The organism is Streptomyces indicus (assembly GCF_900100315.1).
GTDB lineage: Bacteria > Actinomycetota > Actinomycetes > Streptomycetales > Streptomycetaceae > Streptomyces > Streptomyces indicus.
Window position 1 is genome coordinate 112,626 of record NZ_FNFF01000007.1, and the last position, 21,481, is coordinate 134,106.

Genomic DNA, 21,481 nt, shown 5'->3' on the forward strand with positions numbered 1-21,481 from the left:
CGGCAGTGCGCACCGCCCGTGCACTGGGCGGCCCCGGGGCACCCACAGGGGCGGCGGGGCCTCCTTGCCCGCGGTGCCGGTCCGCGCGCTCGCCCTCGTCTGCCAATGGCCCTGCGAACGGAATGGCCAGACCCCAGCCCCGGTGAGGGCCGCGCTCGACTCGTTCACCTCGAACCAGAGGTCCGGGGCCTGTACACCGACGTTGGCGCCTGACCTACGGTCGGGCGAGCTTTTCGGACAGATCCTGAACAGTGGTGACCGGGGCGTCGCAGGTGAAGTTCCGGCACACGTAGGCGGCCGGGCGGCCCTCGACGAGCGGGCGGTCCGCGAGGAGCGGGAGCTCGGGCTCCTCGCCGTGCCGCTCGGGCGCGGGTCCGTACGCGACGACGGCACCGGGCGCGGTGGAGAGCAGCGCGGCCCGCAGCAGCTCCCGCGTGGCCGGATCGCTGCGGTCGCCCACGACGGCGATCTCGCGCGGCCCGTCGAGCACCGCCTCGGCCACCGCGAGCCCGTGTCCGATGAACCGGGGCGCGCGCGGGCCGAGCGCCTGCACGATGCCCAACGCCCGCTCGGCGGCGGTGCGGTGGGGCTCGGCGCCGGTGTGCGCGGCGTACGTGAGCAGCGCGCCCGCGGCGGCGCACCAGCCGCTCGGGGTGGCGTTGTCGGTGGGGTCCTGCGGGCGGCGGATCAGCTGCTCGGCGTCGTGCGCGGTGTCGAAGAGCGCGCCGTCCTCGCCGGTGAACTGGTCGAGGACGATGTCCAGCAGGAACCCGGCGAACTCCAGCCACACCCCTTCGCCGGTGACGCCCGCGAGTGCGAGGAACCCCTCGGCGACGTCCGCGTAGTCCTCCAACACCCCGGCGTTCGCGCCGCGTTGGCCGTCCTTCGAAGTCCGCGCGAGCCGGGCGTCGGCACCCATGTGCAGCCGTACGAGAAGATCCCCGGCCGCGAGCGCGGCGTCCACGAGGTCCGGGCGGTCGAAGTACGCGCCCACCTCGGCGAGCGCGGCGATCGCGAGCCCGTTCCAGGCGGCCACCACCTTGTCGTCGCGGCCCGGCGCGGGGCGCTCCGCGCGCGCCGCGAGCAGCCGCTGCCTGATCGACTCGATCCGCTCGGAGTCCACGAGCCCGTCGCCCTGCGGGAGTTGGAGCACCGAGGCCCCCTCCTCGAAGGTCCCCTCCTCCGTCACCCCGTAGTGCACCGCGGCCAGCTCGGCGTCCTCGTCGCCGAGCACCTCCCGCAACTGCTGTGGGGTCCACACGTAATACGCGCCCTCGACGTGCTTCCCGGAGGCCGGGTCCTCGGAGTCGGCGTCGAGCGCGGAGGCGAACCCGCCCTCGTTGGTGCGCAGTTCGCGCACCATGAACTCCGCGGTCTCCAGCGCGACCCGCTTGGCCAGCTCGCTGCCGGTGGCCCGCCACAGATGGGCGTACGCCCGGCACAGCAGCGCATTGTCGTAGAGCATCTTCTCGAAGTGCGGCACGACCCACTCACGGTCGACGGAGTAGCGCGCGAACCCGCCGCCGAGCTGGTCGTAGATCCCGCCGCGCGCCATCCGCTCGAGCGTGTCCACCGCCATCTGAAGCGCGCCCTCGGCCCCCGTGCGCGCGTGGTGCCGCAGCAGGAACTCCACCACCATGGACGGCGGGAACTTGGGCGCTCCCCCGAACCCGCCGTGCGACGCGTCGTACTCCCGGGTCAGCCCGAGCAGCGCCTGCGCGAGCTCCTCCTCGCCGGGCAGCTTCGTGGACCCGTACGCGATCTCGCGCGCGGCCAGATCCCGCGTGATCTTCTGCGCCACCTCGGCCACTTCACCGCGCCGGTCCGTCCACGCCTGGTGCACCCCTTCGAGCACCTGCCGGAAGGAGGGCATGCCGTGGCGGGGCGCGGGCGGGAAGTACGTACCGAAGTAGAACGGCTCCTTGTCCGGCGTCAGCCACACGGACATGGGCCACCCGCCCTGCCCGGTCGCCGCCTGCACGGCCTCCATGTAGACGGCGTCGACATCGGGCCGCTCCTCACGGTCCACCTTCACGTTCACGAAGTGCTCGTTCATGTACGCGGCGGTGGCCTCGTCCTCGAAGGACTCGTGCGCGAGGACATGACACCAGTGACACGCGCTGTACCCGACGCTCAGGAACACGGGCACACCCCGCCGCCGCGCCTCCTCGAAGGCGGCGGGCTCCCAGGGCCACCAGTCGACGGGGTTGTCGGCGTGCTGAAGGAGGTACGGGGACGTGGACTGCGCGAGTCGGTTGGCCATACCTCCATCCTTGCGCACCTACCAGTCGCGCGGCGCGACCAGCTCCTCCGCGTCCGCGCCCTCGAAGCCGTACGCCATGGCCACGAACCAGAATTCCTCGCCTATCTGCTCGCGCGCCACCGTGTCGATCTCACTGCCGGCCTCGTCGAACGCCTCCTCCAGCGCATTGAACTCCTCGGTGGCCGCGTGGGTCAGGACGTACAGCCCGGCCAGGTCCGCCGGGCGCTCGGCCTCGATCCGGGCGCACAGGCGGGTGAGGATCGCCGCGCCCCGGTCCAGCACATGCGCCGGGTAGAAGTCGTCGTCGCCGTAGAGGGGCTCGAGGAAGGCGTGCGCGGCGATCCGCTCGTTCGTGACGGTCATACGGACGAGCCTGCCGTACGGCACTGACAACGCCGTACGGCACCAGCCCCCGCACTGCTCCCCCGGCTACCGGAACGCCGCCAGATGGCGCTCCACCCACCCCGCGAACGACCCGGCCGGGCGCCCCAGGACCCGCTGTACGTCGGGGCCGGGCACCTGTTCGGCCGGCAGCGGGAGGCCGAGCACGTCCAGGGTGCCGTCGATGACCTCCTCGGGCATGAACTGCGCCATGTGCGCGTGGGCTTCGGCGCGGGACAGCTCGACGAAGGCGACCTCCTCACCCAGGACCTGTCCGATCACCTCGGCCTGCCGGCGCGGGCCGACGGCCTCGGGGCCCGTGAGTTCGTACGTACGGCCCGTATGACCGTGCTCGGTCAGCGCGACCGCGGCCACCGCGGCGATGTCGGCCGGGTCGACCACGGGCAGGGCCACGTCGCCGAACGGGGCGAAGACGGTGCGCCGCGTGCGGACGGGGTCGGACCAGGCGAGCGCATTGGAGGCGAAGCCGCTGGGGCGCAGGACCGTGAAGTCGGCTCCCGACGCGCGTACGGCGGCCTCGTAATCGCGCAGCCGGGTGTGCGAAAGGGCCTGCGGGCGCGTGGAGTTGATCTGCGAGGACACCAGGACGATCCGCTTGACGCCGGCGTCGGCGGCCGCGCCGACCAAGGCGTCCGGGCGTTCGCCCGCGCCGTTCAACTCCCCGCCCAGGAGCAGGAAGAGCGCGTCGGCACCGTCGAGCACCGGCCGCAGGCTCGCGCTGTCCCCGACGTCCGCCTGCGCGTGCCGGACACCGGCGGGCAGCTCACCTTCCTGCGGGCGGCGCGACACGGCCGTCACGTCCGCGCCCCGCTCGGCCAGCAGCGGCACCAGCGTCCGCCCGATGTTCCCGGTCGCACCCGTCACCACGATCATGAGTCTCTCCCCATGTAAGTTAGTTGGCTGACTTACTCGATGCGGCGACCGTAGCACGGCCCCACGGGCGGCTGTCTATAGTTAGTCGGGTGACTGACTCAGTGAAGCCCCGAGCGCGGGCCGCCGCCGACAAGCGCCGCCGGCTCACCACCGAAGCGGCCCGGATCCTGCACGAGCGGGGCGTGGAGCGGACCACGCTCGCCGACATCGCGCGCGCGGCCGACGTGCCGGTCGGGAACGTGTACTACTACTTCAAGACCAAGGACGACCTGGTCCTGGCGGCGCTCTCGGAACACAGCGCGCATCTGGACGAGATCACCGGCAGGCTCGACGAGCTGGCCGATCCGCGCGAGCGCCTGAAGACCCTGGTCCAGGGGTGGATCGACCAGCGCGAGGTCGCGGCCCGGTTCGGCTGCCCCACCGGCACCCTCGCCGTGGAGCTCGACAAGCGCGCCGACGGGACGCTCGACGCGGAGGCCGGTGCCGTCATCCGGCGCCTGCTGGAGTGGACCGGCCGCCAGTTCGGCGAACTGGGCCTGCCCGACCCGGAAGGCCTCGCCGTCACCCTCGTCTCCGCGTATCAAGGCATGTCACTCCTGACCAACGCCCTGCGCGACCCGGAGATCACCGCACACGAAGGGGCCCGGCTGCTCGACTGGCTCGACTCGCTGGAGGCCTCCGGGCCACAGAAGGGCTGACCGGGAACCCGAGAAGAGCTGACCGGGAACCCGAGAAGGACTGACGGCCCGAGAAGGGTTGACGGCCCGAGAAGGGTTGACAACCGGCTTGATCCCTGGCGGAGTTACTGCTCGGTATCTTCCCGGTCTTTCCGGTCCTCCCGGTCGGCGTCGCACGTCACTCGCCGGACGGCACCACCTCACAGGGAGCCCACGGCACATGGCCATGCCCGAACGCGCGGGACACGGACGCGCGGGACACGACTACGACGTCATCGTCTGCGGAGCCGGTCTCGCCGGCAGCGCCGCGGCCGTGCTGCTCGCCCGGCGCGGGGTGCGGGTCGCGCTCCTCGAGCGGCGCTCGGACCCCGAGGCGTACAAGGTGCTGTGCACCCACTCGATCACCGCCTGCGCCCACCCCGTACTCGACGAGCTCGGTCTGATACCCGCCCTGGAGAAGGCGGGCGCGGTGCGCAACCACGCGCGCTGGCACACCCGTTGGGGATGGATCGAGCCGAAGGCCGCGCCGGGCGGGCCCGAGCTGCCGTACGGCTACAACATCCGGCGCAGCACACTCGATCCGATGATCCGGGCGCACGCGGCGGGCACCGACGGGGTCGATCTGCTGCTCGGGCACCGGGTGACCGGGGTGGTCGCCGAGGGCGGCCGGGTCCGCGGGGTGCGGGTGTCGGCTCCCGGCGGCGAGCGGGAGCTGCGGGCGCGGCTCGTGGTCGCCGCGGACGGCCACAACTCGCCGGTGGCGGCGTTCGCCGGCGTGCCCACCAGGCAGCACGAGAACACGCGCTTCGGCTATCTCGCACACTTCCGCGGTCTGCCGCTGCGCGACGGGGCCGCCCATGTCTGGTTCGGCGAACCGGACATGGCGTACGCCTTCCCCAACGACGACGGTGTGACGGTCGTGGCCGTGATGCCGGACAAGAAGCGCCTGCCGGAGTTCCGCGCCGACCTGGAGGGGGCGTTCCTCGCGTCCTTCCGCGCGCTCCCGGGGGCGCCGGACCTGGCGGCCGCCGAGCGGATATCGAAGATCATCGGCACCCTCGACCACCCGCTGCGGAGCAGGAAGCCGGTGGCCGAGGGAGTCGCGTTCATCGGGGACGCCGCCCTGACCGGTGATCCCCTGTGGGGCGTGGGCTGCGGGTGGGCGCTCCAGTCCGCGCAGTGGCTGGCCGAGGCGGTGGCGCCGGCCGCGGCGGGGCGCGGCGACCTCGACAAGGCGCTGGCCTCGTACGCCCGCAAGCACACCCGGCGGCTGCGCCCGCACCAGGCGCTGGCCGTGGACTTCGCCAAGGCCCGCCCCTTCAATCCGGGCGAGCGGCTGATCTTCTCGGCGGCCGCGCGCGATGCGGCCATGGCACGCCATATGCACCTGTTCGGATCCCGCCTGATCGGACCGCTGCGGGCGCTCAGCCCGTGGGTGATGGCCCGGGCCGTGCTGGTCAACCTGCGGCATCGGCGCGGCCGGGCCACGTAATCGGTTGTGATCAGCCTGTAACCAGGAACAGTGCAACCTTCGCCGCCTTCAGCCGGTCAAGTCACACGAAGTCCCCTGTCTTCACTGTCTCCACTGCCTTCACTCGCGTGCGGCCGGGCGACTTCACCGACTCCGACCCCTCATCGACCCCATTGCCCGGGAGCCCCTGAGTGCACAGCAGGCGAATACGCACCACCCTTGCCGCGACTCTCGCGGTGGCCGTTCTCACGCTGACCGGCTGCGGCTCGGACGGCGGCGGCAGCGACCAGGCGGCTCCCGCAGGGAACACCGCGGCGCCGACCTCCGCCCCCGCCGAGCCCACCGAGAGCGAGAAGCCCTCCGAGAAGCCGTCGGAGAAGGCCGAGCAGATCGTCTTCAAGCCCGGGGACAACTCCGACGAGGTGCGCGAGCTCCAGGCCCGCCTCGTCCAGGCCAAGCACCTCAAGGCGGTGCCGAACGGGAACTACGGGCCGGCCACCGAGGGTGCGGTCACCGAGTTCCAGAGCGCCCAGAAGCTGAAGGTCACCGGGGTCGTCTACGCGTCGACCTGGGAGAAGCTCAAGTCCCTGACCAAGACGCCCACGCAGGACGAGCTGCACCCGAAGAAGCAGATCCTCGGACACGGCGACAACAGCGACCAGGTGCGCGAGCTGCAGGCCCGCCTGAAGCAGCTCGGCCACTTCAAGGAGAAGCCGACCGGCTACTACGGCGACGCCACGCAGGCCTCGGTCAAGGCGTACCAGCAGTCCGTGGGCATCGAGGCGACCGGCACGGTGTACGAGGACACCTGGGAGAAGCTGACCTCCCAGACCCGGCAGCCCACCCAGGACGAGCTGAAGCCGCCGGTGGACCTGCCCGAGGTGGACGGCTCCAAGGCCGACCTCGACGACCGCTGCATGACCGGCCGCGTGCTGTGCATCTCCAAGACGTCCAACAAGATGGCCTGGATGATCGACGGCAAGGTCTACAAGCTGCTCGACGTGCGCTTCGGCGCGAAGGGGTACGAGACGCGCGAGGGCGTGTTCTCCGTGTACTGGAAGAGCCGCGACCACGTGTCGACGATCTACGACTCCCCGATGCCCTTCGCGATGTTCTTCGACGGCGGCCAGGCGGTCCACTACTCCGAGAACTTCGCGCAGAACGGCTACACCGGCGGCTCGTACGGCTGTGTCAACGTGCGGGACTACAACGGCATCAAGTGGCTCTTCGACAGCCAGGTGAAGGAAGGCGACAAGGTCGTCATCCACTGGTGAGCCGCGGGTGAGTGCGGCGTGAGCCCTCGGTGAGCGGCCCGTCGAGGCCCGGTTCTCCGTTCGTACGGAGGACCGGGCCTTCGCCTTGTCCGGAGGCAGGCCCGCGCATTTCGCCCAAGCTGCCGCAGGCCGTCCGCGTATCCCGTGTGCCCCTCGCGAACCCGCTTCATCCGCAGGACACTTGGGTACGGCCAGAGCAGTACCGGGAGTAGCTGTACCGGGAGCGAGGGGGCGCGAGATGCGGGACGGCCATCGGGCCGAGGCCGAGCGGCTGCTGGCGCGCGCGGTGGAGGAGGAGGTGCGCCGCTCCGGCGGCCGGACCGACGGGAACGTGCTCCTGAGCCGGGCACGCGGCGCGCTCGACCAGATGGCCGCGAGCGCCGCGGAGGAGTACGCCGCGTATGTGCAGGCCCTCGACGACTCCGAGGCCGGGGCGCAGTCCTTCGGCGACCGGTTCGGCAAGGAGGGCGCCACCCCCCTCTTCGTGACCGTGGTGGCCGCCGTCGCCGCCGCCGTGGCGGACCTCGCGTTCGGGACCGGGGCGAGCACCGCGCTCGGGGCCGGAGCCGTCGTGGCCGTGGTCGGGGCCGCCGCCACCGTGGGGAAGATCACCGCCGCGCACTGGCCGGCCGCGCACCAGGCGGCCGGGGCACGCAACCAGCCCGGTGGACCCGAGCAGTTGAGGCTCCAGTGGCTGACCGCTCTGGAGGTACGGGGCATCCGTCCGTACATCGACCAGCAGCGCGTGGTGGCCGGGCGCCCCGGCACCGGCGCGAAGAAGAAGGCCGCCTCGACGCTTCTGCCGCGCGACAAGAGCCAGGCCGCGCGCCGGCGCAGCGTCCTGGAGAGCTCCTTCGCCCAACTCCCCGAGCCCGACGGGCCGTTCGCGGGCCGCCGGCAGGAGCTCGGCCGGATCGCCCAGTGGGTGCACGCCGCCCGCGCCTCCACCGAGACCAAGCCGACCGTCGTGGTCCTGTACGGGGCACCCGGCTCGGGACGCTCCACGCTCGCGGTGCACGCGGCGCACGACCTGCGCGACCAGTTCCGCGGCGCGTGCGTGGTGGACCTGCGCGGGGACAGCACCACGGAGCCGCCGCGCACCACCCGCGACGCGCTCCTGCACCTGCTCAACCGCCTCGGCGCACCCCGCGAACAGCTCCTCTTCCGTGAACGGTCCTCGCCCGACCAGCAGTTGCGCCGCCTCAGCGAGCTCTACCACCAGCACCTGACCGGACTGCCCGTCACCGTCGTCCTCGACGACGCGAGCGACCCGGAGCAGGTGCGCACCCTCATCCCCGAGCGCTCCGACTCCCTCGTCCTCGTCACCGCGCGCAAGCCCCTCGACCTGGGCGCGGACACACCCGCCTGGGTGCACCAGCTCCCGGTCGAACCGCTCGACGCGGCCGGCGCGGAGGAGCTCCTCAAGGCCTCCGCCGAGGACGCGAGCGGACCGTACGACGCCCAAGCGGCCGACAGCATCCACGCGTTGTGCGGCGGACTCCCGCTCTCGCTCCGCATCGCCGGATCCGCCCTCGGCCCCCGCACCCCGCTCCAACTCGCCCGCGACCTGGAGGCGTACGGGCCGGTCGACGCCGTCGAACGCGTCCTGTGGCTGCGCTACACCGACCAGAGCGAGCCCGGCCGCCGCCTCCTTCGCCGGCTCGCGCTCGCGGGCCGCGCCTCCCTCGGCGCCGCGGCCGCCGCCGCCCTGCTCGCCACCGACGAACCCGAAGCCGCCCGCCACCTCACCGCGCTCGCCCGCGCCGGCCTCATCGACCACGTCCGCGGCAGCCGCTACCGGCTGCACGACCTCGTACGGGCCTTCGCCCAGGCCCGCCTCCTCGACGAGGAGGAACCCGCCGAGCGCACCGCCGCGCAGGAACGCCTCATCGCCAACTACGCCGAACTCGCCGACTCGGTGATCCGCCTCGTCGACGGCAAGACCTCCACGCGCGCAGGCCAGTTCGGACCGCACGGCTTCACCTCCCTCGACGCGGCCCTGCGCTGGCTCGACGACGAGTCCTCCTTCATCACGGCCGCGCTGCGGCACGCGGAGGGCGTGGACCAGCAGGCCGTACTCAACCTGCTCGGCGCCCTGTGCGACTACTGCCTGCTGCGCGGCGACCTCTACCGGCTCGGCGAGATCAGCGAGTTGACCGCCGCGGTCGACCAGGGCCTGCTCGGCCGCTCGGTGCAATGGCGTACGGGCATCGCCGCCCGCCAGCTCGGCGAACTCGACAAGGCCCGCACCACCCTCGCCTCCGTCGTCGACCTCTACTTCGAGGCCCACCACGAGGCCGGCGCCGCCCGCGCCCTGTGCTCCCTCGGCATCACCCTGCACCACCAGGGCCAACTCGCCGAAGCCGCCGCCAAGTTGCGCGAGGCCCTCGACCTCCAGGCCTCCCCCTCACTCGACGCCGACCGCGCCTGGACCCTGCACGCCCTCGCCGCCGTCGAACGCGACCGCGCCCAGATCGCCGAAGCCCTCCGCCTCCTCGACCAGGCCCTCGTCCTGCACCAGGCGAGCGAGTCCGTGCACGGACAGGCCTGGGCCCACTTCCAGCTCGGCCAGGTGTGCCTGCGCATGGGCGACGTCCCGCGCGCGGAAGCCGAACTGACCACCGCACTCGACCTGTACGGACGCACCCGCGACCCGCGCGGCGAGGCCTGGGCCCTCACCCAGCTCGCCCGGGCCCGACTCGTCGAGGGGGACATCTCCCCCGCCGTGGACGGCCTGCGCCAAGCGGTCTCACGCCACCGCGACAACGAGGACGCCCGCGGCCAGGCCTGGACCCTCTACTACCTCGGCCAGGCCCTGGAGGAACGCGGCGACCTCGACCAGGCCGTACGGGAGTTGGAGCGCGCCCGCACGATGTTCTCGCGCATGCGGGACGTCTACGGACTCGCCTGCGCCCGCCACCACTCCGGCCGCGTCACCCGCGACCAGGGCGCCGCCCGCACCGGATCGCTCCGCAACTCCGGCTTCGCCCGCCAGCTCCTCGCCGACGCCCGCGCCGACTTCCACCGCATCGGCGTCGCCCACGGCGAGGCCTGGACCTGCCTGGAGCTCGCCGTCGTCGACGCCGGCAACAACCGCTCGGCCCAGGCCCTCGACCTCTGCGACACCGCCGCCGCGCTCTTCGCCTCGTACGGGGACCGCCGCGGCGAGGACTGGGCCCGCTTCCTGCGCTGCACCCTGCTCCCCTACGCCTCCCCCGGCGGCTCCGAAGTGGGCGCCGCCGTGGCCCACGAAGAACTCCTCCAGCTCACCGCGGCCGACCACCCGACCCGCGACGGCAAACTCGGCGAGTACCTGGCCACGTACGCCCTCATGCTGGAGCGCGAGATCGACCTGGAAGCGGGCTGGCAGGCCTGGCGCCTCGGCATGGTCCCCGGACGGCACGCACGCGAGGTCATGGGAGTCAGCCCGGCCGGAGTCTGAACCCCCGCAGACGACAGGGACCCCGGACACGACGGAGCCCCGGCCGACCGGCCGGGGCTCCGCCCTGTCCTGATACGGAACTCAGCCGCTGTACGGCTTGGCATCGAGGATCTTCACCGAGGCCTTCTTGCCGTTCGGCAGCTCGTACTCCGCGTCCTCGCCCTTCTTCTTGCCATTGACCCCCATGCCGAGCGGGGACTGCGGCGAGTAGGTGTCGATGTCCGCGGAGGCGTACTCACGCGAGGCGAGCAGGAACGTCATGGTGTCGTCCTCGTCGCCGTCGAAGGCGATCGTGACGACCATGCCCGGCTCCACGACGCCGTCGTCGGCCGGCGCCTCGCCGACCTTGGCGTTCTCGAGAAGCTGGGTCAGCTGGCGCACCCGGAGCTCCTGCTTGCCCTGCTCCTCCTTGGCCGCGTGGTACCCGCCGTTCTCCCGCAGGTCGCCCTCCTCGCGCGCAGCGGCGATCTTCGCGGCGATCTCGGTGCGTGCGGGACCAGACAGGTACTCCAGCTCGGCCTTGAGCTGGTTGTACGCCTCCTGGGTCAGCCAGGTGACGTTGTCGCTGGTCTGGGTCACAGGTGCTCCTCGTAGGTACTGGGAATACAAAGCATCGCCCTACCCCGAAGAATGTTCCTTCTTGGGTGGGCGAAACCACGAGCCTAACAATTCAGGCGGAAAAGGGGGAGGACGTAACGGCGAGATCTACGTCGTACGAGGTCAGCGCCGCGCGGCCCTGCTGCTGGTCCTGCTGCCGGCCCTCGCGGGTCAGCGCTGGTGGCAGCCGACCAGCTCGGCGGCCGTGGCCTTCTCGGTCGTCCGCAGCGAGAACACCTTGGTGACCTGCTCGGCCCGCTGCTCGAACGCGAAGTCCTTACGGCCCACCTCGGCACCGCTCTCGGCCAGCGCGCGCACGGTGCACACCCCCGCCGTCCCGGCGTCCTTCCGGATGTCGAGCCGCACCTCGACCTCGTCCGCGGACACCACCTTGGAAGCGATCAGCTCACCGCTGAAGGCGTTCTTGCCGGAGATGTAGTCGTAACCGAACCAGCCGACGATCCCGAGCAGCAGCACCCCGAGCACCGCCCCGATCACCTTGAGCCGACGATCGGCCCGCTCGTCCGACGACGCCCCGTAACGGGACTCGGGGAGCGTCCGCGATGCCGCGCTCATGATCGTCCTCTCGGCAAGGGCTGGTGCGGGGGCCGGGGGAATTATCCCGGCCGGGTTTCCGTCACTATAAGAGCTGCCGAAAGCGACTGATGACCGAGGACCCGCCTTGACTGAGCAACTGCGACTGATGGCCGTGCACGCCCACCCCGACGACGAGTCGAGCAAGGGCGCGGCCACCATGGCCAAGTACGTGTCCGAGGGGGTGGACGTCCTTGTCGTGACCTGCACGGGCGGTGAGCGCGGCTCGATCCTCAACCCGAAGCTGCAGGGTGACAAGTACATCGAGGAGAACATCCACGAGGTGCGCCGCAAGGAGATGGACGCGGCCCGCGAGATCCTCGGCGTCAAGCAGGAGTGGCTGGGCTTCGTGGACTCGGGGCTGCCCGAGGGCGACCCGCTGCCGCCGCTGCCGGAGGGCTGCTTCGCGCTCGAGGACGTGGACAAGGCCGCCGGTGAGCTGGTGCGCAAGATCCGTGCGTTCCGCCCGCAGGTGATCACCACGTACGACGAGAACGGCGGCTACCCGCACCCCGACCACATCATGACCCACAAGATCACGATGGTGGCGTTCGATGGTGCGGCGGACGCGGAGAAGTACCCGGAGTCCGAGTACGGGCCGGCCTTCCAGCCGCTGAAGGTCTACTACAACCAGGGCTTCAACAAGCCGCGCACGGTCGCGCTGCACGAGGCGCTCCTGGCGCGCGGCATGGAGTCGCCGTACGGGGACTGGCTGAAGCGCTGGGAGGAGTTCGAGCGGGCCGAGCGCACGCTGACCACGCACGTGCCGTGCGCGGACTTCTTCGAGACCCGCGACAAGGCCCTGATCGCGCACGCCACGCAGATCGACCCCGACGGCGGCTGGTTCCGCGTGCCGATGGAGATCCAGAAGGAGGTCTGGCCGACGGAGGAGTACGAGCTGGCGAAGTCGCTCGTCGACGTTTCCCTCCCCGAGTCCGACCTCTTCGCGGGCGTACGCGACAATGCCTGACATGAGCGCGAATCTGGCACAGGCGGTCCTGCTCGCGAAGGAGCTGGACGAGGACAAGGTCACCCCGGGTGTCCTGGGCTTCCTCGTCTTCGCGGCCCTCGCGGTGGGCGTCTGGTTCCTGATGAAGTCGATGAACCGCCACATGGGCCGGGTCTCCTTCGAGGAGGCTCCGGAGGAGAAGGCGCAGGACGAGACGGCGCCGAAGGGCACAGCCGGGGCGGGTACCGCCCGGCAGGGTGAGGCGCCGAAGGCTTAGCCCGGTCGGTTTTCCGGGGTACGGCGAAGCCCCCGGTCCGGATGAGGTTTGTCCGGGCCGGGGGCTTCGCTGCGTTCGATCAGGCCGAGGCGTTGCGGTACTTGCGGACCGCGAGCGTGCGGAAGACCACGATGATCAGGATCGACCAGATCAGGGAGGCCCAGATCGGGTGCTCCATCGGCCAGGCGCCCGTGACGGACTTCGGGACGCCCGGGATCGTGTTGCCGAAGAGCTCGCGCGCCGCGGCCACGGTGGCGCTGAACGGATTCCATTCGGCGACGTGCTGGAGGAACGCCGGCATGCCGTTGACGGGCACGAAGGCGTTCGAGATGAAGGTCAGCGGGAAGAGCCAGATCAGACCGCCGGAGGTCGCGGCCTCCGGGGTGCGGACCGACAGACCGATCAAGGCTCCGATCCAGGTGAACGCGTAGCCGAGGAGCAGGAGCAGGCCGAAGCCGGCCAGCACCTCGCCGATGTTCGTGTGCGTGCGCCAGCCGACCAGGAGCGCGACGACGGCGAGGACCGCGAGGGTGATCGCGGTCTGCACCGAGTCGGCCAGGGTGCGGCCGGTCAGGACGGCGCCACGCGCCATGGGCAGCGAGCGGAAGCGGTCGATGAGGCCCTTGTGCATGTCGTCGGCGATACCCGCGCCCGCACCCGCCGTGGCGAAGGTGACGGTCTGCGCGAAGATGCCCGCCATCAGGAATTCCTTGTAGGCGTCAGCGCTGACACCGGCACCCGGGATCGCGATCGAGCCGCCGAAGACGTACGTGAACAGCACCACGAACATGACCGGCTGGATGATCCCGAACAGGATCATCTCCGGGATCCGGGTCATGCGGATGAGGTTCCGCTTGGCCACGACGAGCGAGTCCCTGACGGACCCGCTGATGCCGCTTCCGGCTACCTGAGGCTTGACCGTGTCGGTTACGGCACTCACTGCCCGGCCTCCTTCTTGGCCTTCTTCGCGGCCTTGGCGGCCTTCGGGTCCTCGCCCTCCGTGTCCTCCTCGGCCTCCTCGGCCTTGTGGCCGGTGAGCGAGATGAAGACGTCGTCGAGGGTGGGGCGGCGCAGGCCGATGTCGTCGATCTCGATGCCGCGCGCGTCGAGTTCGCGGATGACCTCCGCGAGGAGCTTGGCGCCGCCGGTGACGGGGACGGTCAGCTTGCGGGTGTGGTCGTCGACCGTGTGGCCGGTCGCCGTCTTGGCGAAGCCGCGCAGGACCTCCTGAGCGGTGGCGATGTGCTCGCGCTCGTGCACGACCACCTCGACGCGCTCGCCGCCGGTCTGGGCCTTGAGCTGGTCGGAGGTGCCGCGGGCGATGACGCGGCCGTGGTCGACCACGCAGATGTCGTGGGCGAGGTGGTCGGCCTCTTCCAGGTACTGCGTGGTCAGGAGCAGCGTCGTACCGCCGTCGACGAGCTTCTTGATGACCTCCCACAGCGCCTGGCGGTTGGTCGGGTCGAGGCCGGTGGTCGGCTCGTCCATGAACATCACCGGCGGCGAGACCACCAGCGCGGCGGCCAGGTCGAGGCGGCGGCGCATGCCTCCGGAGTACGTCTTGGAGGGGCGGTCCGCGGCGTCGGCGAGGTTGAACTGCTCGAGCAGTTCGGCCGCGCGCGCCTTCGCGTCGCGCTTGCTCATCTGATAGAGCTGGCCGACCATCTGCAGGTTCTCACGGCCCGTCAAATACTCGTCGACGGCGGCGAATTGGCCGGACAGGCCGATGGAGCGGCGCACCTCGTTGGGGTGCTTGACGACATCGATGCCCGCGACGACGGCCTTGCCGCTGTCCGGGGTGAGCAGGGTGGTGAGGCAGCGGACCGTGGTGGTCTTGCCCGCACCGTTGGGACCGAGAAGTCCGAGCACGGTGCCTTCGGGGACATCGAGATCGACGCCGTCCAGAGCCTTTACATCGCCGAAGTGCTTCACCAGGCCTTCGGCGTAGATGGCGCCTGGCATGTGGGTTCTCCCAGGGTTTGGGTGATTCAGCTACGGAAAGCTTAGATTTGCCCGTCTTTTTGCGCGCGCGGACCAGCGCTTGTGCCAGCCGTCACACCGTATCGCGATACATCGCGTATCCGCATCCCTCTTACGCGAACCCGCGAACCCACGGGCAGGCCCGGGCTGTCGCCACCCTCAGGCCATCACCGTGTAGCCCGCGTCGCGCAGCGACGCCGCCACCTCGGTGCAGTGCTGCGGCCCCTTGGTCTCCAGGTGCAGCTCCACCTCCACCTCCGTGAGCCCGAGCCGCGGGTCGGTCCGTACGTGACTCACGTCGACCACATTGGCATCCAGCACTGACAACGCCGCGAGCAGCGAGGCCAGGGCGCCGGGGCGGTCCGCGAGGCGCAGCCGCAGCGACAGGTACCGGCCCGCCGCCGCCATGCCGTGGCGCAGGATCCGCTGCATCAGCAGCGGGTCGACGTTGCCGCCCGACAGGACCGCGACCACCGGGCCCGTGAACTGCTCCGGCGCGCTCAGGAGCGCCGCGACCGGGGCCGCGCCGGCCGGTTCGACGACCAGTTTCGCGCGTTCCAGGCACAGCAGGAGCGCGCTCGAGAGCGCGTCCTCGGAGACCGTACGGACTTCGTCCACGAGATCGCCAACGATTTTGAACGGGACGTCGCCGGGGCGGCCGACCTTGATGCCGTCCGCCATCGTGGACGGACTCTCCAGGGCCACCGGGTGGCCGAGCGCGAGCGAGGGCGGGTACGCGGCCGCGCCCGCCGCCTGCACACCGATCACGCGCACGTCGGGCCGCAGCGCCTTGACCGCGACCGCGATCCCCGCCGCAAGCCCGCCGCCGCCGATCCCGACGAGGATCGTGCGCACCTCGGGGCACTGCTCGAGGATCTCCAGGCCGACGGTGCCCTGCCCGGCGATGATGTCGGCGTGGTCGAAGGGGTGGATGAACACAGCCCCCGTCGCGCGTGCGTAGTCCTGCGCCGCGGCCAGGGTCTCGTCCACCACCTGTCCGTGCAGGCGTACTTCGGCGCCGTAGTCACGCGTCGCCGCGACCTTCGGCAGCGGGGCGCCCTTGGGCATGAAGACGGTGGAGCGCACCCCGAGCAGCGAGGAGGCGAGGGCCACGCCCTGCGCGTGGTTGCCGGCGCTGGCCGCGACCACGCCGGCCGCGCGCTCCTCGGCGATCAGGCCGGCGATGCGCACGTACGCGCCGCGCAGCTTGAAGGAACCGGTGCGCTGGAGGTTCTCGCATTTGAAGTGGACCGGGGAGCCGACCAGTTCGGACAGGTGGCGGCTGCCCTCCATGGCGGTGACCCGCGAGACGCCGATGAGCATCTTCTGCGCTCCCCGCACGTCGTCGAGCGTGACCGGATGCCGTGGGTGGGACGGGTGCAAGGAGTCAGCCGTGCGGTAGTTCATGACATCGAGTCTTCCAGCTCGGGGCACTCGTGGCCTGGGCGGGGAACGGACCGCCATCGGTTTGCGCAGCGCCGGTACGACAAGAGCCGGGGCCGCGTACCCTGTCCCCCAATCCACCGACCAGGACCGACCACCCGTCGGTCGGCCTCCAGCGTGAAGTGAGCCCCGGCCATGCCCACAACTCCGGACATGACGACCGAAACGCCCCGCGGCGGGAACGGCGGCGAGAAGAGCGTCCTTCTCGACCACCTCCAGCACGAGGTGGCGGTGTTCGCCCGCCGTGCCGAGCAGACCCGGCTCGGCGGGGTCGGCCAGCTGCGCAACTCCATGGACCGTGCCGCGTATCTGCTGCTCAACCGCCTGGACAACGAAGGCCCGATGGGCGTGAAGGCGCTCGCCGCGGCCATGGGGATCGACTCCTCGACCGTCACGCGCCAGGTGGCGCCGCTGGTGGAATCGGGGATGGTCAAGCGCACCTCGCACCCCGAGGACGGGCGCGCGGTGGTGCTCGCGCTCTCGCCGCGCGGTCAGTCGCGCCTGGAGGAGGTACGGGCCTCACGGCGGGCGCTGATGGCGCAGCTGACCGAGGACTGGGCGCCGAAGGAGCGCGAGGACTTCTGCACGCTCCTGACGCGCTTCAACGATGCGCTGTCGGCGCGTATGGGACAGGGTCCGGCCGCCGAGGAGACTCCGCCCGCGTCGTGAGCTGCGGGCGCCGCCCACCCGCGCGCGCTGCCCCGAACCCTGACCGGCGGGCGAGGCCACGACCCTTGCGCGGCCGGCGAGGTCCCGGCCCTTGACCGGCTGGCGATGCCCCGGCTCCTGACCTGCCGGCTCTGTCCGGACTCTTGACCTGCGGGCCGCTCTGGCTCGGTAATGAGACCGGGACCCTTCGTACACGACCCGGACCCCGGCCCGTGGGTCCCGGGAGGTGCGGTGCGAGAGCGGCAGGCGTATCAAGTCGTCCGTCGGACCCGGGAGTTCGAGTCGTTCGTCGCGGGCGCGGCCGGACGTCTTCTGCATGCCGCGACCCTGCTGACCGCCGAACCGGCCGAGGACAATCCGCGCGCGAGGCGGCTGCTGTCCGCCGCGCTCGCGCGCACGTACGCCGCCTGGAACCGGCTGCACGGCGAGGACCCGTACACCTTCGCGCGCCAGCAACTCGCCTACCGCTTCCTGATGATGAGCTGGCGGCTGCGCGAGGACCGCGGCGGCGTCCTCGGCCCGCTCTCGCCGCAGGAGCGCCTGGTCCTCGTGCTGCGTGTGCACGAAGGGGTGGCCGAGGAGCAGACCGCGGCGCTGCTCGGGCTGCCGATGGAGCGCGTGCGCACCCTGTGCTTCCGCGCGATGTCGATCGTCCTGGCCGGGCGGTCCGACGCGCTGCGGCTCACAAGTGCCGAGACTCTACGGGGAGTTGCCCGTGTCCGACCGTAAGGAGAACGAGGTCCGCCGGCTGCTCGGCGCGGGCGCCGCGCCGCAGGTACCGGCCGACCTCCTCGACGACGTGGTGCGGCGCGGCACCCGGCTGCTGCGGCGGCGGGTGCTCGCGCGGCGGCTCGTGTGGTGGCTGGCGCTGGCCGGGTTCCTGGCGTTCGTGGTGTGGGCGGCGGTGGCGGACCCGTTCGCGCCGCCGCCCTCGGAGGTGACACCGCCGTTGCACGGGTGGTGAGTTCGCGTGCGGGCCTCCGCTGGAGGTGAGTTCGCGTGCGGGCCTCCGCAGGAGGTGAGTTCGCGTGCGGGCCTCCGCAGGAGGTGAGTTCGCGTGCGGGCCTCCGCCGGAGGTGAGTTCGCGTGCGGGCCTCCGCCGGTCGTGCTGCGCCCGTACGGGGTGAACGGCCGGGGAGCCGCTCACCCCGTACACGGCGGTCTCAGTCGCCCAGCGCCTGGCGCAGGTCCGCGAGCAGGTCGTCCGCCGCCTCGATGCCCACCGACAGGCGCACCAGGTCGGCCGGGACCTCCAGGGGCGAGTTCGCCGCCGAGGCGTGGGTCATGCGGCCCGGGTGCTCGATCAGCGACTCGACGCCGCCGAGGGATTCACCGAGCGTGAAGAGCTTCGCCTTGTTGCACACGTCCACGGCCGCCTGCTCGCCGCCCTCGACGCGGAACGAGATCATCCCGCCGAAGGCCCGCATCTGCTTGGCCGCGATCTCGTGCCCGGGGTGCTCGGGCAGGCCCGGGTAGAGGACCTGGGTGACGCGGGGGTGGCGGGTGAGCATCTCGGCGATCCTCGTGGCGTTCTCGCTGTGGCGGTCCATGCGGACGGCGAGGGTCTTGATGCCGCGAAGCACCAGCCAGGCGTCGAACGGACCGGCCACCGCCCCCATCGCGTTCTGGTGGTACGCCAGCTCCTCGCCCAGCGCGGCGTCGCCGGTGACCAGCGCACCGCCGACCACGTCGGAGTGGCCGCCCATGTACTTGGTGGTCGAGTGCACGACCACGTCCGCGCCGAGGGCGAGCGGCTGCTGGAGGTAAGGGCTGGCGAAGGTGTTGTCCACGACCAGCTTCACGCCGGCGGTGCGGGCGATGTCCGCGAGGGCGGCGATGTCGGTGATGCCGAGCAGCGGGTTCGAGGGCGTCTCGACCCAGATCACCTTCGTACGGTCGGTGAGGGCCGCGCGTACGGCTGCCGGGTCGCTCGTGTCCGCGACCGAGAACTCCACGCCCCAGCGCGAGACGACCTTGGCGAAGAGCCGGAAGGTGCCGCCGTACGCGTCGTTCGGGATCACCACGTGGTCGCCGGGGACCAGCAGCGTCCGCAGCAGGCAGTCCTCGGCGGCCAGGCCCGAGGCGAAGGCGAGCCCGCGGGTGCCGCCTTCGAGGGCGGCCAGGTTCTCCTCCAGGGCGGTACGGGTCGGGTTCGCGCTGCGGCTGTACTCGTAGCCGCCGCGCAGGCCGCCGACTCCGTCCTGCTTGTAGGTGGAGACCTGGTAGATCGGCGGGACCACCGCGCCCGTCAGCGGGTCGGCGGTGTTGCCCGCGTGGATGGCCAGGGTCTCGAAACTCCGGACGGCGCCGGGGGTGTTGTGCTCGTCGCTCATGGGGCCGAGGGTAGTCGGGCGGGCGGGGGTTGCGGGGCGCTCGGGACGGTCGGTTACGGCGCGCTCGGGACTGTCGGTTGCGGCGCGCTCGGGGTGTGCGTCGGGGTGTACGTCACGGCGCTCTCCGGGCTGCCCGTCACCGCGTACTCCAGTCGCCCGGTCCTGCACGGTCCGTACGGCTGCCGCGGCGCGCTCTGGACTCTCCCCCGGTGGGAGAGTCCACGATGGCTTCGTGCATCACGAACTGCTCACCATCGGACGATTCGCCCGCCTCACCCGGCTCAGCGTCAAACAGCTGCGGCACTACGACGAGATCGGCCTGCTCGCACCGGTCCGCGTCGACCCGGCCACGGGCTACCGCTACTACGCGGCCGACCAGGCACGCGACGCCCTGACGATCGCCCTCCTGCGCGACCTCGACCTGCCGCTGGCGGTGATCGGCGAGACCCTGGCGAGCGGCGCCCCGGACACCCGCGCGAAGATCCTGCGCGGCGAACGCGACCGCCTCGCCGCGCGGATCACCCGCGACCAGGGGCGGCTGCGGATGCTGTCGCGCGTGGCCGAAGGACTTCCCTCGTACGAGGTGACCCTCGAACGGGAGCACGGGCGCCGCCTCGCCGTGGTGCGGGCGACGTGCGCGGCGGCGGACGTGGGGAAGGCCGTCGGCGAGTGCGCGGTCAGGCTGACGGGGCTGCTGGGCGCGTCCGGGGTGCGGTGGCAGGGGCCGCTGTGGGGGCTGTATCCGCTGGATCTGGAGGAGCGGGTGTCGGTGGCGGTGGGGGCGGAGGTCGCGGGGGTCGCGGGGGTGGACGGCGGGCGGCCGGGCGACGAGCGGCTGGACAGCGGTGGGCTGGACGTGGAAGAGCTGGCCGGCGGGGCCGTCCTGTCGACCGTCCACAGCGGCGCGTACGGCGAACTGCCGCTCGCGTACCACGCGTTGTTCACGGCGGTGCACGAGCGGGGACTGACGGCGCGGGGGCCGGTGCGGGAGGCGTACCTGGTGGGGCCGGGGGACGACGTGGCCGTGGAGGAGTACCGAACGCGGCTGGTGGTGGCGGTGGACGAGGAGGAAGAGGAGGCGGTGGCGTGACGGACGAGGGATCCGGGGCGGCCGTGCTCGTCGACGGGGTCGACACCCGGGGCGGGGAGCACTGCGAGACGACCGCGCTCGGCGTGCTGCTGCGGCATGCGGGACTCGACCTGTCGGAGGCGATGCTGTTCGGGCTCGGATCCGGTCTCTCGTTCGTCTACTGGGACGCGAAGTACCTGGACTTCCCCTTCTTCGGCGGCCGGGTCCGGCCCTTCGAACTGACGCGGAACCTCGCCGCGGCACTCGGCCTCGTACTCGACGTACGGGAGACCTCCTCCGCCCGCAAGGCCTGGTCGAACGCGGCGGAGGCGCTCGACGGCGGTCGGCCCGTCGGCCTCCAACTCGACAGCCACCACCTGGAGTACTTCGGCTCGCGGGTGCACTTCGGCGGGCACGTCGTCGCGCTGTACGGGTACGACCCGGCGCAGGAGCGGGCGTATCTCGTCGACACCGCGCAGCAGGGCGGCGCGGTGACCACCTCGCTGGACTCGCTCGCCGCGGCCCGGGCGGCGAAGGGGCCGATGACGGCGCGGGCGCGGTCGTTCACGGTACGGGTGCCCGAGCGCGTGGAGGTGCGCGAGCGGCTCGTCCCCGCGATCACGGCGTGCGCCTCGGCGTTCCTCCGGCCGCCCATCACCAACCTCGGCCACCGCGGCATCGAGAAGGCGGCGAAGCTGGTGCCCGGCTGGTTCGCCCGCGCCACGGACCCGGTCCGCGACCTGCCGCAGGCGGCGCTCCTGATGGAACGCGCGGGCACGGGCGGTGCCCTCTTCAGGAACCTGTACCGCGACTTCCTCGCGGAGGCCTCCTCCCTGACCGACAGCGCGGACCTGCGCGCCGGACACGCGCTGTACGCGGAGGCGGCGGGGCTGTGGACGGAGATCGCCGCACTGATCGCCAAGGCAGGGGAAACGGGCGAGCAGCACTTCCTGGACTCGGCGAGTACGGCGCTGCAGGAGGCGGCGCGGGTGGAGCGGGAGGCGATGGGGCGGTTGGTGGGGCTGGAGGGCCTTTGAGACTGGGGGTCGGCTTCTGGGGCTGGGCGGCACCTGAGACTCGGGGCTCGCCGATGTGGGGCTCTGAGGCTCTGGGCCTCTGGCCCTGCGGCGCTCTGGCCCTGTGGCGCCGCGGAAACCACGGAAACCAC

At 71.8% G+C, this 21,481-nt stretch carries 20 protein-coding genes; 11 read left to right on the forward strand and 9 right to left on the reverse strand.

The window, feature by feature from the left end; genetic code table 11:
* Positions 1–214: 214 nt before the first annotated feature.
* From BLT97_RS18935 to BLT97_RS18945, 3 genes are all read right to left on the reverse strand, one after another.
* A complete protein-coding gene (locus BLT97_RS18935) occupies positions 215–2,263 on the reverse strand; it encodes a thioredoxin domain-containing protein (protein ID WP_176953822.1) in 2,049 nt (682 codons plus the stop codon).
* Positions 2,264–2,281: 18 nt separating this feature from the next.
* A complete protein-coding gene (locus BLT97_RS18940; protein ID WP_093612168.1) occupies positions 2,282–2,626 on the reverse strand; it encodes a DUF5713 family protein in 345 nt (114 codons plus the stop codon).
* A 66-nt stretch (positions 2,627–2,692) separates the two neighbouring features.
* The gene (locus tag BLT97_RS18945; RefSeq protein ID WP_093611754.1) at positions 2,693–3,538 is read right to left on the reverse strand and encodes an SDR family oxidoreductase; all 846 of its coding nucleotides are present in this window, start codon (positions 3,536–3,538) and stop codon (positions 2,693–2,695) included.
* An 89-nt stretch (positions 3,539–3,627) separates the two neighbouring features.
* Here BLT97_RS18945 and BLT97_RS18950 point away from each other — a divergent pair, with 89 nt between their 5' ends.
* The 4 genes from BLT97_RS18950 to BLT97_RS18965 all read left to right on the forward strand — a co-directional run bounded on the left by BLT97_RS18950 (position 3,628) and on the right by BLT97_RS18965 (position 10,402).
* The gene (locus tag BLT97_RS18950; protein ID WP_093611756.1) at positions 3,628–4,236 is read left to right on the forward strand and encodes a TetR/AcrR family transcriptional regulator; all 609 of its coding nucleotides are present in this window, start codon (positions 3,628–3,630) and stop codon (positions 4,234–4,236) included.
* Between the two features lie 199 nt (positions 4,237–4,435).
* Positions 4,436–5,707: an NAD(P)/FAD-dependent oxidoreductase gene (locus tag BLT97_RS18955; RefSeq protein ID WP_093611758.1), complete on the forward strand. Its 1,272-nt coding sequence runs from the start codon at positions 4,436–4,438 to the stop codon at positions 5,705–5,707.
* 170 nt (positions 5,708–5,877) lie between these two features.
* Positions 5,878–6,960: a L,D-transpeptidase family protein gene (locus BLT97_RS18960; RefSeq protein ID WP_093611760.1), complete on the forward strand. Its 1,083-nt coding sequence runs from the start codon at positions 5,878–5,880 to the stop codon at positions 6,958–6,960.
* Positions 6,961–7,198: 238 nt separating this feature from the next.
* Entirely contained in the window at positions 7,199–10,402 is a 3,204-nt protein-coding gene (locus BLT97_RS18965; protein WP_176953823.1) for a tetratricopeptide repeat protein, read from the forward strand.
* Positions 10,403–10,483: 81 nt separating this feature from the next.
* On the opposite strand, the gene greA is transcribed toward BLT97_RS18965, so the two are convergent.
* Entirely contained in the window at positions 10,484–10,981 is a 498-nt protein-coding gene (gene greA / locus BLT97_RS18970; RefSeq protein WP_093611764.1) for a transcription elongation factor GreA, read from the reverse strand.
* A 189-nt stretch (positions 10,982–11,170) separates the two neighbouring features.
* Positions 11,171–11,575, reverse strand: coding sequence for a DUF4307 domain-containing protein (locus BLT97_RS18975; RefSeq protein ID WP_093611766.1), 405 nt, complete (start codon positions 11,573–11,575; stop codon positions 11,171–11,173).
* Between the two features lie 106 nt (positions 11,576–11,681).
* Here BLT97_RS18975 and mca point away from each other — a divergent pair, with 106 nt between their 5' ends.
* Both mca and BLT97_RS18985 read left to right on the forward strand, forming a co-directional pair.
* Positions 11,682–12,563: a mycothiol conjugate amidase Mca gene (mca, locus tag BLT97_RS18980; protein WP_093611768.1), complete on the forward strand. Its 882-nt coding sequence runs from the start codon at positions 11,682–11,684 to the stop codon at positions 12,561–12,563.
* Positions 12,556–12,819, forward strand: a complete 264-nt coding sequence (locus tag BLT97_RS18985; RefSeq protein WP_425442728.1) for a hypothetical protein — start codon at positions 12,556–12,558, stop codon at positions 12,817–12,819. The genes mca and BLT97_RS18985 overlap by 8 nt, the downstream gene beginning before the upstream one ends.
* Positions 12,820–12,898: 79 nt before the next feature.
* On the opposite strand, the gene BLT97_RS18990 is transcribed toward BLT97_RS18985, so the two are convergent.
* From BLT97_RS18990 to ilvA, 3 genes are all read right to left on the reverse strand, one after another.
* Positions 12,899–13,759, reverse strand: coding sequence for an ABC transporter permease (locus BLT97_RS18990; protein ID WP_093611772.1), 861 nt, complete (start codon positions 13,757–13,759; stop codon positions 12,899–12,901).
* Positions 13,756–14,781: an ATP-binding cassette domain-containing protein gene (locus BLT97_RS18995; protein WP_093611774.1), complete on the reverse strand. Its 1,026-nt coding sequence runs from the start codon at positions 14,779–14,781 to the stop codon at positions 13,756–13,758. The genes BLT97_RS18990 and BLT97_RS18995 overlap by 4 nt, the downstream gene beginning before the upstream one ends.
* 177 nt (positions 14,782–14,958) lie before the next feature.
* Positions 14,959–16,206, reverse strand: coding sequence for a threonine ammonia-lyase (ilvA, locus tag BLT97_RS19000; RefSeq protein WP_093611776.1), 1,248 nt, complete (start codon positions 16,204–16,206; stop codon positions 14,959–14,961).
* Between the two features lie 171 nt (positions 16,207–16,377).
* On the opposite strand from ilvA, the gene BLT97_RS19005 reads away from it, so the two are divergent.
* The 3 genes from BLT97_RS19005 (at position 16,378) to BLT97_RS37900 (ending at position 17,875) form a co-directional block, all read left to right on the forward strand.
* Positions 16,378–16,911 carry a MarR family winged helix-turn-helix transcriptional regulator gene (locus BLT97_RS19005; RefSeq protein ID WP_093611778.1) on the forward strand — a complete coding sequence of 178 codons (534 nt, stop codon included), beginning with the start codon at positions 16,378–16,380 and terminating at the stop codon, positions 16,909–16,911.
* Between the two features lie 231 nt (positions 16,912–17,142).
* The gene (locus tag BLT97_RS37895) at positions 17,143–17,640 is read left to right on the forward strand and encodes a sigma factor-like helix-turn-helix DNA-binding protein (RefSeq protein ID WP_176953824.1); all 498 of its coding nucleotides are present in this window, start codon (positions 17,143–17,145) and stop codon (positions 17,638–17,640) included.
* A complete protein-coding gene (locus tag BLT97_RS37900) occupies positions 17,627–17,875 on the forward strand; it encodes a hypothetical protein (protein ID WP_342742749.1) in 249 nt (82 codons plus the stop codon). Before BLT97_RS37895 ends, BLT97_RS37900 begins: the two co-directional genes overlap by 14 nt.
* A gap of 199 nt (positions 17,876–18,074) precedes the next feature.
* On the opposite strand, the gene BLT97_RS19015 is transcribed toward BLT97_RS37900, so the two are convergent.
* On the reverse strand, positions 18,075–19,244 hold the full coding sequence (locus BLT97_RS19015) for a cystathionine gamma-synthase (protein WP_093611780.1): 1,170 nt from the start codon (positions 19,242–19,244) through the stop codon (positions 18,075–18,077).
* A gap of 232 nt (positions 19,245–19,476) precedes the next feature.
* Here BLT97_RS19015 and BLT97_RS19020 point away from each other — a divergent pair, with 232 nt between their 5' ends.
* Together BLT97_RS19020 and BLT97_RS19025 are read left to right on the forward strand one after the other, a co-directional pair.
* A complete protein-coding gene (locus BLT97_RS19020; RefSeq protein ID WP_093611782.1) occupies positions 19,477–20,334 on the forward strand; it encodes a MerR family transcriptional regulator in 858 nt (285 codons plus the stop codon).
* Positions 20,331–21,350 carry a BtrH N-terminal domain-containing protein gene (locus BLT97_RS19025; RefSeq protein ID WP_245769412.1) on the forward strand — a complete coding sequence of 340 codons (1,020 nt, stop codon included), beginning with the start codon at positions 20,331–20,333 and terminating at the stop codon, positions 21,348–21,350. The genes BLT97_RS19020 and BLT97_RS19025 overlap by 4 nt, the downstream gene beginning before the upstream one ends.
* Positions 21,351–21,481 lie beyond the last annotated feature (131 nt).

Excerpts from the sequence above, each read along its gene's own strand:
- BLT97_RS18975 (WP_093611766.1), bottom strand. The coding sequence starts at position 11,575 with ATGAGCGCGGCATCGCGGACGCTCCCCGAGTCCCGTTACGGGGCGTCG.
- BLT97_RS18995 (WP_093611774.1), bottom strand. The coding sequence starts at position 14,781 with ATGCCAGGCGCCATCTACGCCGAAGGCCTGGTGAAGCACTTCGGCGAT.
- BLT97_RS19015 (WP_093611780.1), bottom strand. The coding sequence starts at position 19,244 with ATGAGCGACGAGCACAACACCCCCGGCGCCGTCCGGAGTTTCGAGACC.
- BLT97_RS18955 (WP_093611758.1), top strand. The coding sequence starts at position 4,436 with ATGGCCATGCCCGAACGCGCGGGACACGGACGCGCGGGACACGACTAC.
- BLT97_RS18985 (WP_425442728.1), top strand. The coding sequence starts at position 12,556 with ATGCCTGACATGAGCGCGAATCTGGCACAGGCGGTCCTGCTCGCGAAG.
- BLT97_RS18945 (WP_093611754.1), bottom strand. The coding sequence starts at position 3,538 with ATGATCGTGGTGACGGGTGCGACCGGGAACATCGGGCGGACGCTGGTG.
- ilvA (WP_093611776.1), bottom strand. The coding sequence starts at position 16,206 with ATGAACTACCGCACGGCTGACTCCTTGCACCCGTCCCACCCACGGCAT.
- BLT97_RS18965 (WP_176953823.1), top strand. The coding sequence starts at position 7,199 with ATGCGGGACGGCCATCGGGCCGAGGCCGAGCGGCTGCTGGCGCGCGCG.
- BLT97_RS19005 (WP_093611778.1), top strand. The coding sequence starts at position 16,378 with ATGCCCACAACTCCGGACATGACGACCGAAACGCCCCGCGGCGGGAAC.
- BLT97_RS18935 (WP_176953822.1), bottom strand. The coding sequence starts at position 2,263 with ATGGCCAACCGACTCGCGCAGTCCACGTCCCCGTACCTCCTTCAGCAC.
- BLT97_RS18940 (WP_093612168.1), bottom strand. The coding sequence starts at position 2,626 with ATGACCGTCACGAACGAGCGGATCGCCGCGCACGCCTTCCTCGAGCCC.